We start from the raw sequence: 11568 nt of genomic DNA on the forward strand, positions 1-11568 counted from the left end.
ACGACGACGGCGGCGGACGGTCCACACGGACCCGCCGCCGCCGTCGTGTTTCACTTAGTTTTTGTCCAGATATACGGGACTTCCGCACCTGAAAAGGCGGAATATCTGGACAAAAAACTCTGGAGGCCGGGTTCAGATGGCGGCGCGCCGGCGTCGGTGGGCCTGGAGCAGCAGTCCCACCAGGCAGAACAGAACGCCGGCCACGCCCACGGACACAAAGCCGCCGGATGGTCCCATCCCGTCGATGAAAATCCCGGCAAGGGGCGCCCCGAGCGCCACGCCGGCAGTCAGTGCAGAGCCGTACCAGCCCATTGCCTCGCCGCGGCGGTCCTCCGCCACCAGGTCTGCCACATGTTCGGAGGCGGCCGACAGTACAGGGGCGCACAACAGGCCCGGAAGGATCGAGACGAAGGCCAGCGTCCAGGTGTCCTGGGCGAAGCCCATCGGGATAGTCAGGGCCGCCATCCCCAGCAGCAGGAGGATCGGCGAAACTGGACGGTGCATGGCCCCGTAGACCAGTCCGCCGACCACCGATGCGGCGCACCAAAAGAGGAACACGATGCCGATTTCGCCCTGGTGCCCGCCTGTTTCCAGGGCAGCAACAATGCCAACGTCCGTGCCGCTGAGCACCATGCCGGTTCCAGCTGCCACTGCGAATACGGCCGCTACAGTGGCCGTGAGCCAGGCGAAGTTGTGGGCCACCTTGCCGGGCAGCCCCGCCGGCCCGCTGCGGGTGCGTTCTGCCCCTGCCGGGACGAGGTCTGCCGCTGCTTCCTGGAGGTGTGCCGGTGCAGCGGAAACCACAGCCACTTCCGCGGCGTGGCGCTGGTCTGCCTGGCACTCCTCAGTCTGCGTGGCACTTCGAGTAGGCGGGTTAAACCACATGAGGAACAATCCGGCCAGTGACGTGGAAACGCCCACCACGGTGAGTCCCAGAACGGTGAAGCCGCTGGTGGCCACAACGGCTCCGGCGGCAGGCCCGATCATAAACACCATCTCCGTGGCGATCGAGTCCAGCGCAAAAGCGGTCCGCCGCTGGTCCCCGTCCGCGAGGACGCCCAGGGACTGGCGGATCACACTGAAGATCGGCAACGTCAGCAGGCCGCCGACGAACACCAGCGGAAGCAGCCACTGGTAGGACACGTGCGGCACCACGGACCAGATGAGAGCCTCTGACACCACTGAGGGAATCAGCGCCCGCCGCAGGCCAACAGTGTCCACGCGCCGGCCGCGCCATGGTGCGCCAACGGCAATGCCGATGGTCATAACTGCCGCTGCGGCACCGGCCGCAGCGTAGCCCTGGTCCAGGGTCAGCACGATGTGCAGGGTCAGCAGCATGCCTGCCGCCGAGTGGGGGATGCGGGCGATCATGCCGACCAGCAGCAGCCGCCGGATGGGCCGGTGGGCCAGCAGCTCCCGGTAAAGAGCGAAGTTCACGGAAAATCCTTTGGGTCTGCCCGCGGCAGCCCGGGATCTCCGCGCCAACCGTCAGCTATTGTGCTGCGCGCCGCAACTTGATTTCGATCGAGTCAACACGCTCTCCAAACAATACATTCCGGGACCATGCCTGTTGGAGGCCGGACACCAGGTCCTGGACTGCCGGAGCGTCCAACCCATCCTCAAGGTGGAGCAGCACCTGAAGTTCCGGCCCGGCACCGCCCCCGGAGAGCCTGGCACCCGTACCGGTGAGAACGGCGACGCCGGAACCCGGGAGGAGGGCAAGCTTGCGCACCGCAGGGAAGGCAGCCGTTGCCTCAGCCATCTCGGCTGCCAACGCCGCATCTGTGTAGGAAGGGATCCACTCCCGTTGTTGGGCCAGCGCCCAGACGGCGGGCCGCCGGACCACGAACGTGACCTCCGAGCCCGGATCGAGCACCAGTAGCTCGGCCCCCTCGGCCACGGCTGAGAGGGCAGCCCTGGCGGCGTAAACCGCCACCGGCCGGGCTTCGGGGTGCCAGGCAGCCAAGGCATTCGCCGAGCTGAAGGCCGGCATGGCCGTCCGGCCGTCGGCGGCCTTCAGGGTGACCAGCGCCATGTCCGCCTGCTTGTCCGACGTCAGGCCGTCGACGCCGGCCGCTTCCTCGCCGAGCTGGGCGATGATCGGGATAAAGACTCGGGCGGTGGCCAGCGAGGCCACCACAGCCGCTTCGTCGCCGTTGCCGTCAACCAGGGCCGCGACGGCGGCGAGGTAGCCGGCGTCGGCCGTTCCGTCGTCGTCCTCGAAGTTGTGGATCCTGCCGTCGTCCCCGGCGAGGCTCCGGCCTTCCCACGGCTGGCCGGCCGAGTCAGTACGGCCGCCCGCGCCCGCCAAAGCCGCCGCAATGTGTCCGGGCAGATGGCGCGGCGGCGGCGATTCCGCTGCCGGATCGGCGTTGTGCGTGCTGTCCACGGAAACTGCCTAGCGGCGTCCGGCGACGTCGAGGGCTTCGGGGAGTGTGAAGGCACCGGCGTACAGCGCCTTGCCCACAATCGCGCCTTCCACGCCCAGCGGCACCAGGGAGCGCAGCACTTTCAAGTCGTCAAGGCTGGAGATGCCGCCGGAGGCGACCACCGGTTTGCCGGTCTTCTCCACCATCTGGCGCAGGAGTTCAACGTTGGGACCCTGCAGTGTGCCGTCTTTCGTAACGTCAGTGACAACGTACCGGGAGCACCCGGCTTCTTCGAGCCGGCCCAGGACCTCCCAGAGGTCGCCGCCTTCTTTGGTCCAGCCGCGGCCTGCCAGCGTGGTTCCGCGGACGTCGAGGCCGACGGCGATCCTGTCGCCAAAGCGGTCGATGGCACTGCGGGTCCACTCGGGGTTTTCCAGCGCCGCTGTGCCGAGGTTGACGCGGGCAACGCCGAGGGCCAGCGCCGCTTCGAGGGATTCGTCGTCCCTGAGTCCACCGGAAAGCTCCACCTTGATGTCAAGCCGGCCCACCACTTCACGGAGCAGCTCGGCGTTCGAGCCACGGCCGAACGCGGCGTCAAGGTCCACCAGATGTACCCATTCGGCACCCTGCTCCTGCCAGTTGAGGGCTGCCTCCAGCGGCGTGCCGTAGCTCGTCTCGCTGCCGGCCTCGCCTTGGACCAGCCGCACGGCCTGTCCGTTTACGACATCGACGGCGGGCAGCAGTTCAAGAACCGGCAGATCGGTTGCGGTGGTCATCTCAAATCCTCTTGGGTGTTGGGTTGCTCGTGGAAGCGGAACTGGGGGTTGCGTGGGCTAGGTTCCAGGAAGCGTCAGCAGGTACGCGGCCAGCAGCGCCATGCCGGCCAGGACGTAGAAGCCCACCTGGGTCCAGAGCGGTTTGTGCTGCTGCCTGAAGGACAGTGCGCCGCCCACCAGAAGGCCGGCCAGGCCCATCAGGACAATCGACCACATCTAGGCGGCGTCCGTGGCAGCTGGCTTGCGAAGGCCGTCCACCCAGTTGCGCAGTAGCCGTGCACCGGCGTCGCCGGATTTTTCCGGGTGGAACTGGGTGGCGCAGAGCGGTCCGTTCTCCACTGCAGCAATAAAGCGCGCGCCATGCTCTGACCAGGTCACCAGCGGCGCAGTCATCCGCGGCTGGATCACGTCGAAGTTCCAGTCCTGGACACCATAGGAGTGGACGAAGTAGAAGCGCTGGTCCGCGACGCCGGCGAAGAGTTTGGATCCTTCCGGAACGTCAACCGTGTTCCAGCCCATGTGTGGCACCACCTCGGCGGGAAGGAGTTCCACCTTGCCCGGCCACTCCCCCATGCCTTCAGCTTCTGTCCCGTGCTCCACTCCGGCCTCGAACAGGACCTGCAGGCCCACGCAGATTGCCAGGACCGGCCTGCCCCCGGCCACGCGCCGGCCGATCAGCCGGATACCGTCCACGGCCTTTAGCTCGCGCATGACAGTCTCGAACGCGCCGACGCCGGGTACTACCAAGCCGTCGGCATTAAGCACGTCCTCCGGCTTGGAGCTGAGGATGACCTCGGCTCCTGCCCGCTCCAGGGCGCGCACGGCGGACCGGACGTTTCCCGAACCGTAATCGAGGACAGTGACTGTGGGCTTGCCTTCGGGCGAGACGGGCTTTTTACCGGCGGCCGGATCGATGACGGCGCCGTCCCGGAGAATTTGGCCGCTCACAGGGCACCCTTGGTGGAGGGGATTCCCTCCACGCGGGGATCGGGCTCGACCGCAGCACGCAGGGCGCGGGCGAAGGCCTTGAACTGCGCTTCCACAATGTGGTGCGGGTCGCGGCCCGCGATGACATTCATGTGGAGGCAGATGCCGGCATGAAGCGTGATGGCCTCAAAGACGTGGCGGGTCAATGACCCCGTGAAGTGGCCGCCGATCAAGTGGTACTCCTGCCCGGCAGGCTCTCCGCCGTGCACCAGGTAGGGGCGGCCGGAGACGTCGACGACGGCGTGCGCCAGGGCTTCGTCGAGGGGCACGGTGGCCTCGCCGAACCTGCGGATCCCGGCCTTGTTTCCCAAGGCAGTGCGCAGAACTTCACCGAACGTGATGGCGACGTCCTCCACCGTGTGGTGGACGTCAATGTGGGTGTCACCGGTGGCTTTGACCGTCATGTCAATGAGCGAGTGCTTGCAGAGCGCCGTCAGCATGTGGTCGTAGAACGGGACAGACGTGTCGATGTCCGAAACGCCCGTGCCGTCGAGGTTAATCTCCACGAGCACTGACGATTCACTGGTGGCACGCTCCATGCGTGCGGTCCGGGGCGCGGCAGCGTTCGATCCGGTGAAGCTCATGGTCATATGTCCTTTAGGCGAAGTCAGTGGTGCGAAAGCGAAGGAGATGTGCCGGTGCGCGGCGGCGCCGATACTTCAAGTTTAGGCGGGCAGCCCGGCCTGGCTGGCCAGGATGCGTTCCAGCGACGTCAGGAAGGCTGTGGTCTCCGTCTCAGTTCCCGCCGTGACACGCAGGTGGCCGGGGATGCCGACATCGCGGATCAGCACGCCGTCGTCCAGCAGCAACTGCCAGACGTCATGCGGGCTGTCGAGGCCGCCGAAGAAGACATAGTTCGAATCGGAGGCGGCAGGTTTGAGTCCCATTCGCGAGAGTTCCGAGACTATGCGGTCCCGCTGCTCCTTGATGTCCTCGACGTCGGCCATCAGCGCAGTGCGGTGCTGCAGGGCGGCGAGGGCTGTTGCCTGGGTGATGGCCGAAAGGTGGTACGGCAGCCGAACCAGGCGCAGTGCGTCCGTGACTTCAGGAGCGGCGGCCATGTAGCCCAGGCGGGCGCCCGCGAGGGCGAACGCCTTGCTCATGGTGCGGGACACAATGAGGCGCTCCCGGCCGGGCAGCAACGTAAGGGCGCTCGGCGTTCCGTCGTGGGCGAACTCGTGGTAGGCCTCGTCAACGATGACGATGGTCTGGCTGGCCTCGCCGGCCTCGTACACGGCCTCCACAACGTCCAGGCCCAGCCCCGTGCCGGTGGGATTGTTCGGCGAGCAGAGGAAAACGATGTTGGGCTGAAGCTCTTTGACCTGCAACGCGGCCGACTCGGCACTGAGCCCGTAATCGTCGGCCCGCTGCCCGACGATGTACCCGGTGTCCGTGCCGCTGGCCAGGAGCGGATACATGGAGTACGTGGGCGGGAATCCCAGGGCCGTGCGCCCGGGCCCGCCGAAAGCCTGGAGAATCTGTTGGAGGACCTCGTTGGACCCGTTGGCCGCCCAGATGTTGGTGGCATCCAGACCGTGGCCGAGATACTCGGCCAGCGCTTCCCGGAGTTCGGTGAATTCACGGTCCGGGTAGCGGTTGAGGCCCGCCGCGGCTTGCGTCACGGCCACGCTGATCGCGGCACGTACGTCCGCCGGGACGCCATGGGTGTTTTCGTTGACGTTCAGCAGGATAGGTACATCCAGCTGCGGGGCACCGTACGGGGTCAGTCCGCGGAGGTTGGTCCGGAGGGGAAGTCTGTTCAGACGCTCTAGCTGGTCATTCACCTGAACAGTTTAGGTCCGAAGCAGACGGCCAGAAAATGTGACGGCCTGCGGCGGCACACGCCCGAGCCTGCAGGCTCTTTACCTGGTGGGGACGAAGAGTTGCTGTCCGGGGACAACGCCCCCGGCGGAAAGGTTGTTCAACTGGGCAATATCCGCGATGACATCACGGGGATCACGCTCGGGCGCAACGGTACTGGCGATGGCCCAGAGTGACTGGCCGGCCTGCACCGTGACCGAGACTGTTGGCGTTAGTGACAGGTCGGCGGCCGAATCGGCGGCCTTTGCCGGGGCGTTGAGGAAACCTGCCAGGGAAAGCAGGATTGCGGCAAGAATCACCAGCGGGATGCCGATGAGCACAATCCGGCCCCTGCGGGTCAGGCGCAGCGGCGGCAACGGTTCCCTTCGCTGCCTTGGCGCCGAACCCGACGTCGAAACGGGTGCGGACCACTGCCGCGAGGTGAGGTCCTGCACGGAAATGAGCTGTGGACGCGAGTCCTGCGAAGCAGATATAGCTGACATGAAATGAGCCCTCCTGGACCATACTGTGCTGCCCGGCGCGCCCTCCGCGTTCACTTGCCGGTACCGGCCTGAGCCGTCCATAAATTCGAATATTCGAATCCGCAAGCAACGAGTAGAACACATGTTCGAACTTTGCTTCTTCATTTTTAGCACTTATCAACGAATATTGTCGAGACTCGCTAGAACAAATGTTTGAAAAAGCCCTGTGGCTGGCCTACGTTTGGATCAAAGAACAACCACCTCTGTAGTTGATCAGCAGGGTCTGACAATCAACTCCGACACCAGCCCCGGGGCGTTCCAGGCACCAGCGGCCGGAGCGGAGCCGGGCAACCGAAAGGCATTGGCGAACATGGCAGCACCAGCCGCCGAGGGCAAGGCGACACCGCAGCGCCGCCAGCCCCCACGGACCCCCAAGGGGCTCACCGCCCGCCAAAAGAAGATCCTTGAAACCATCCAGCGCTCGGTGAATGACAACGGCTATCCGCCGTCGATGCGTGAAATCGGTGACACCGTGGGCCTGGCGAGTTTGTCGAGCGTGACCCACCAGCTCTCACAGCTGGAGAAGCTGGGATACTTGCGCCGGGACCCCAAGCGTCCGCGCGCCATGGAAGTCCTGATGCCGTTGACGCTTGACGGCGGGTCCACTAAGTCGAACGGGACAACCAAGCCCTCAGTCCTGCACGGCATCGGCGGGACGGTCACCGAACTTCCCTCTGCCATGGACACCGCGATGGTGCCGTTGGTGGGCCGGATCGCGGCTGGCGGGCCTATTCTGGCTGATCAGGTGGTGGAAGACGTGATGCCCCTGCCCCGGCAGCTCGTGGGCCAGGGTGAGCTGTTTATGCTGCGCGTGGCCGGCGACTCCATGGTGGACGCTGCCATCTGCGACGGCGACTGGGTAGTGGTCCGCCGGCAGGCAGACGCCTCCAACGGCGATATTGTCGCGGCCCTGCTGGACGACGAAGCCACCGTCAAGACCTTCCGCCAGCGCGATGGCCACACGTGGCTGTTGCCACAGAACACCCAGTACGAGCCCATCCTGGGCGATCACGCCACAATCATGGGCAAGGTCGTCTCGGTCCTGCGGTCGCTATAGGACCTGCCGCGCAGTCAGGCGCCCTTCCCGGCCAGCCTTTCCAGGGCTGCGAACGCCGTTTTGCGGTCCGTGGTGGGCCAGAACGGCGGCAGAGCAGCCCGGAGGAATCCGGCGTAGCGCTCGGTGGCAAGCCGGGAATCAAGCACCGCCACCACGCCCTTGTCTCCGGTGGAACGGATCAGCCTGCCCGCGCCCTGGGCAAGGCGGATGGCCGCGTGAGTCGCCGAGACCGCCATAAAGCCGTTTCCGCCGGCCTGCGCAACGGCGCGGGACCGTGCTGTCATCAGCGGGTCATCCGGCCGCGGGAACGGGATGCGGTCGATCACCACCAGCCGGCATGATCCGCCCGGAACATCAACACCCTGCCACAGGGACATGGTGCCGAACAGGCAAGTATCGGGCTCGTCCGCGAACTGCTTCACGAGGGCCGTCATGGTGGAGTCGCCCTGGCAGAGAATGCTGAGGCCAAGCCGGGGACGCATCGCCTCAGCGGCCTCCTCGGCTGCACGCCGGGACGAAAACAGGCACAGGGCACCGCCGCCGGACGCGCGGATCAGCGCCTCAAGTTCATCGAGGGCCTCCGGCGACGCCCCGCGGCCTGGCTTGGGGAGGTGCCCCGCGACGTAGAGGATCCCCTGTTTCGGATAGTCAAAGGGCGATCCGACGTCGATCCCGGTCCAGCTGGGCGCGCCCTCCCCCACCAGTCCCAAGCCGCCGGCAGCCGGTTCAAACGCTGAGCCGATGGCAAGCGTTGCAGAGGTCAGCACCACGGTGTGGCCGGCGAACAGCCCCTCGCGGAGCTTGCCGGCAACGCTGAGCGGCGCGATGTTGACCAGGGCCGGCGCGGACTCGTCTGGCTGCGCATAGCCCTGCTGCGGATCGAAGGAACTTGCGCGGGAAAACCACACCACTTCCCGGTTTTCCCGGGCAACAATCAGCCGTTCGCAAAGTTCGAGGATCAGCATCAGGCGTGACCGCGCGAGCTGCCGCCCGCCGTCGGCCGTTTGGCTGCCGTCACCCTTGGAATCGGACAGGGCAGCGCGGCAGGCCTCACGCAACTGGTCCACGCAGTCCAACTGTTCGTCGTTGAGGCCGTTGGGGAGCAGCCCGTTGGGCACTCCGGCAAGGGCGAGTTCCAGGTTGGCGGCAGCGGCGTTGAGCGCATCCACCGTGATGGCCGTGTGCTTCCGTGCGCCCGACGCCGCAGCGTGGACCATTGCCACGGAGAGTTGCCCCGACACCGCCCCGGTGACCCGGTCCTGCAGTTCGTGCGCCTCATCCACCACCACAACGTCGTATTCGGGCAACACTGCGAGGCCTTCAAAGGCGCTGACGGCGAGCATGGCATGGTTGGTGACCACAACGTCGGCCTCGGCGGCGTCGTGGCGCGCCAGTTCACTGAAGCATTCGGCTGCCATGGGGCATTTTTGGGCCCCCAGGCATTCCATGGATGTCACCGAAACCTGCCGCCAGGCCCGGTCAGTAACGCCGGGAAGCAGTTCGTCACGGTCGCCCGTGGTGGTCTTCTCCGCCCACTCTCGCAGGCGCACCACTTCCTTGCCCAGCTGGGACGACGGCCCGCCCAATGCGGCGGCGAAATGCGGGACGCTGGTGTCTTCGCCGAGGGAGAACAGCTGGCCCTCGGCGGGTTCCTCGGAGGGGAACCCGCCTTCGAGCTTGTGCTGGCAGACATAGTTGGAGCGGCCCTTGACCAGGGCCACCTTGACAGGGCGGTCCAGGGCAGGGGTGATGGTCTTCAGCAGCCGGGGAAGGTCGCGGCCCACGATCTGGGTCTGCAGCGCAAGCGTGGCCGTTGACACCAAGGTGGGCTTGTTGCTCACGAGCGAGTGCGCAATGAGCGGAATCAGGTAGGCCAGCGACTTTCCGGTCCCCGTTCCGGCCTGAACCAGGAGGTGGTCGCCGGTTTCGATGGCCTTGGCCACCTGCCTGGCCATCTCGTGCTGCCCGCTGCGGCTTTGACCGCCCATGCCGGCCACGGCGCGGTCAAGCAGTTCGATCACGAACTGCTCGCCGGCCGTACCTTTGACTTCCCCCGCCGCAACCTCAGTCATGGTTGATGAAGGATTCCAGTTCAGCCGCAAGGCCCTCCCGCACCATCACCACAGCGCGGGTACCGTGCTCGCCGTGATCCAGGCTCAGGATCTCGGCATCGGTCTCGTGCAGTTTGCTGATCAGGTCACCGCGGTCGTAGGGAATAAGGAGCTCCAGCTTCACGCCGGGCCGCGGAATCCCGTCACTGATGGCCCGCAGCAGTTCGGCGATCCCCTGGCCGGTGCGGGCCGAGACCACCACGTGGCGCGGTTCTCGCTGCTTGAGGCGCTCCACCACAAACGGATCCGCGGCATCGGCCTTGTTCAGGACAATGATCTCGGGCACTTTGCGGGCATCCACTTCGCTGAAGACCTTGCGGACTGCAGCAATCTGGCCCTCGGGGTCCGGGTGGGACACGTCCACCACGTGCAGGATCAGATCCGCGTCAGCCACTTCCTCCAACGTGGAGCGGAAAGCCTCCACCAACTGCGTGGGCAGCGACCGGACAAAACCCACGGTGTCCGCCAGGGTGTATCCCAGGCCGTCGGAGGTCTCGGCCTTTCGCACGGTGGGATCCAGGGTGGCGAACAGTGCGTTCTCCACCAGCACGCCGGCGTCGGTCAGCCTGTTCAGCAGCGATGACTTCCCGGCGTTCGTGTACCCGGCAATCGCAACGGAAGGCACTGAATTACGACGGCGGTTGGCCCGCTTGGTTTCCCGTGCCGGCTTCATTGCCGCGATCTCGCGCCGCAGTTTGGCCATGCGGGTGCGGATCCGGCGGCGGTCCAGTTCGATTTTTGTTTCACCGGGTCCGCGCGAACCCATGCCGGCGCCGGCGCCGCCCACCTGGCCACCGGCCTGGCGGGACATCGAGTCACCCCAGCCGCGCAGTCGCGGCAGGAGGTATTCGAGCTGCGCCAGCTCCACCTGGGCCTTACCTTCACGGCTCTTGGCGTGCTGGGCGAAGATGTCCAGGATCAGGGCAGTGCGGTCAATGACTTTGACCTTGACGATGTCCTCAAGGCTACGCCTCTGGGACGGTGCCAGCTCGGCATCCACCACAACGGTGTCAGCCCCGGTGGCCATCACGATTTCCTTGAGCTCAAGGGCCTTTCCGGAACCCAGGAACGTGCCCGGGTCCGGTTTGGCACGGCGCTGCACCATCCCGTCCAGGACTTCCGAGCCTGCTGTTTCGGCGAGGGCGGCGAGCTCACGCAGGGAATTCTCCGCGTCCGCCAAGGTGCCTTCGGACCATAGCCCGGCCAGGACCACACGTTCGAGCCGCAGTTGCCGGTATTCGACCTCGGTGACATCTTCGAGTTCGGTGGACAGCCCGGCCACGCGCTTCAGTGCCCGGCGTTCCTCCCGGTCCTGCTGGTCGCCGTCGTAGCTGGTGTGTTCGTCGTCCAAGCGGGAGATCGCCTGGGCCCTGCCGAACACGCCCTTGTCACCGTCTGCGGCGGTGACGTTCCTGGCCGGTACGTCCTTGGCGAGAATCCGGTCGATGACAGCTTGGATCTCCTCGGGACTCATGTCCTGGGCTGCTGGATCTGAACCGGTGTTGGGCTGGCTGGTCATGGTCTCCTTTGAAGTTTCGGCATTTTCAGAATAGTGCCGATCGTTGTTCAGTGGTGAAGTATTCGCGCTGGGCTGACGGCTTGCAGTCATCCGGGCCTCCTGGTCTGCTGCGCGCCGGTCGGGACCGGGCCGCGCAGGGAGTCTTCGCATCCGGGGATGCGTGGAGTGGTGGAAAGCGCGGGCAAAACAGCAAGGACCGGCGGCGGCAGATCGCTCGAGTATTGCCCGGCGGCATACCAGATACGGAAGACCTGGCATGTGGCGCACTTGCGGAAGGTTAATACCTGCATCGCTGCGGGGCACGGCTTCGGAACAGGCGGCGTCCGGGAGGGACACCGGCCGTGCCGGCTACTCGAAGATCAAGAACATGGGTTCAAGATTAGCAGAAGCGGTGCCCGCGGTTTCGC

11 protein-coding genes are annotated in these 11568 nt (G+C 65.9%); 1 reads left to right on the forward strand and 10 read right to left on the reverse strand.

Annotated features, from left to right (window positions below; all coding sequences use genetic code 11):
- Positions 1–132: 132 nt before the first annotated feature.
- The 8 genes from AU252_RS03020 to AU252_RS03050 form a co-directional block, all read right to left on the reverse strand.
- Positions 133–1437, reverse strand: a complete 1305-nt coding sequence (locus AU252_RS03020; protein WP_058929459.1) for an MFS transporter — start codon at positions 1435–1437, stop codon at positions 133–135.
- Between the two features lie 55 nt (positions 1438–1492).
- The gene (locus AU252_RS03025) at positions 1493–2389 is read right to left on the reverse strand and encodes an SseB family protein (protein ID WP_058929460.1); all 897 of its coding nucleotides are present in this window, start codon (positions 2387–2389) and stop codon (positions 1493–1495) included.
- A 9-nt stretch (positions 2390–2398) separates the two neighbouring features.
- Positions 2399–3145: a bifunctional 1-(5-phosphoribosyl)-5-((5-phosphoribosylamino)methylideneamino)imidazole-4-carboxamide isomerase/phosphoribosylanthranilate isomerase PriA gene (gene priA, locus AU252_RS03030; RefSeq protein WP_058929461.1), complete on the reverse strand. Its 747-nt coding sequence runs from the start codon at positions 3143–3145 to the stop codon at positions 2399–2401.
- Between the two features lie 57 nt (positions 3146–3202).
- A complete protein-coding gene (locus AU252_RS24095) occupies positions 3203–3361 on the reverse strand; it encodes a hypothetical protein (protein WP_167349814.1) in 159 nt (52 codons plus the stop codon).
- Positions 3362–4093, reverse strand: a complete 732-nt coding sequence (gene hisH / locus AU252_RS03035) for an imidazole glycerol phosphate synthase subunit HisH (RefSeq protein ID WP_058929462.1) — start codon at positions 4091–4093, stop codon at positions 3362–3364.
- Complete coding sequence (hisB, locus tag AU252_RS03040; protein WP_058932709.1) at positions 4090–4716, reverse strand: imidazoleglycerol-phosphate dehydratase HisB; 627 nt, start codon at positions 4714–4716, stop codon at positions 4090–4092. The genes hisH and hisB overlap by 4 nt, the downstream gene beginning before the upstream one ends.
- 81 nt (positions 4717–4797) lie before the next feature.
- Positions 4798–5916: a histidinol-phosphate transaminase gene (locus AU252_RS03045; RefSeq protein ID WP_058929463.1), complete on the reverse strand. Its 1119-nt coding sequence runs from the start codon at positions 5914–5916 to the stop codon at positions 4798–4800.
- 78 nt (positions 5917–5994) lie between these two features.
- Positions 5995–6435, reverse strand: a complete 441-nt coding sequence (locus AU252_RS03050; RefSeq protein ID WP_083510236.1) for a LysM peptidoglycan-binding domain-containing protein — start codon at positions 6433–6435, stop codon at positions 5995–5997.
- Positions 6436–6784: 349 nt separating this feature from the next.
- Here AU252_RS03050 and lexA point away from each other — a divergent pair, with 349 nt between their 5' ends.
- Positions 6785–7531, forward strand: a complete 747-nt coding sequence (lexA, locus tag AU252_RS03055; RefSeq protein ID WP_058929464.1) for a transcriptional repressor LexA — start codon at positions 6785–6787, stop codon at positions 7529–7531.
- Positions 7532–7545: 14 nt separating this feature from the next.
- On the opposite strand, the gene AU252_RS03060 is transcribed toward lexA, so the two are convergent.
- Both AU252_RS03060 and hflX read right to left on the reverse strand, forming a co-directional pair.
- Positions 7546–9603 (reverse strand): ATP-dependent DNA helicase, encoded by a 2058-nt coding sequence (locus AU252_RS03060; protein ID WP_058929465.1) that lies wholly within the window; start codon positions 9601–9603, stop codon positions 7546–7548.
- Positions 9596–11161, reverse strand: coding sequence for a GTPase HflX (gene hflX / locus AU252_RS03065; RefSeq protein WP_058929466.1), 1566 nt, complete (start codon positions 11159–11161; stop codon positions 9596–9598). Before hflX ends, AU252_RS03060 begins: the two co-directional genes overlap by 8 nt.
- Positions 11162–11568: the final 407 nt, after the last annotated feature.

Origin of the sequence: Pseudarthrobacter sulfonivorans (assembly GCF_001484605.1) — a bacterium.
Taxonomy (GTDB): Bacteria; Actinomycetota; Actinomycetes; order Actinomycetales; family Micrococcaceae; genus Arthrobacter; species Arthrobacter sulfonivorans_A.

What these genes read in the sequence shown, in the direction of transcription:
- priA (WP_058929461.1), bottom strand. Translation starts at nt 3,145, where the DNA reads ATGACCACCGCAACCGATCTGCCGGTTCTTGAACTGCTGCCCGCCGTC.
- AU252_RS24095 (WP_167349814.1), bottom strand. Translation starts at nt 3,361, where the DNA reads ATGTGGTCGATTGTCCTGATGGGCCTGGCCGGCCTTCTGGTGGGCGGC.
- hisB (WP_058932709.1), bottom strand. Translation starts at nt 4,716, where the DNA reads ATGAGCTTCACCGGATCGAACGCTGCCGCGCCCCGGACCGCACGCATG.
- AU252_RS03050 (WP_083510236.1), bottom strand. Translation starts at nt 6,435, where the DNA reads ATGTCAGCTATATCTGCTTCGCAGGACTCGCGTCCACAGCTCATTTCC.
- lexA (WP_058929464.1), top strand. Translation starts at nt 6,785, where the DNA reads ATGGCAGCACCAGCCGCCGAGGGCAAGGCGACACCGCAGCGCCGCCAG.
- AU252_RS03060 (WP_058929465.1), bottom strand. Translation starts at nt 9,603, where the DNA reads ATGACTGAGGTTGCGGCGGGGGAAGTCAAAGGTACGGCCGGCGAGCAG.
- hflX (WP_058929466.1), bottom strand. Translation starts at nt 11,161, where the DNA reads ATGACCAGCCAGCCCAACACCGGTTCAGATCCAGCAGCCCAGGACATG.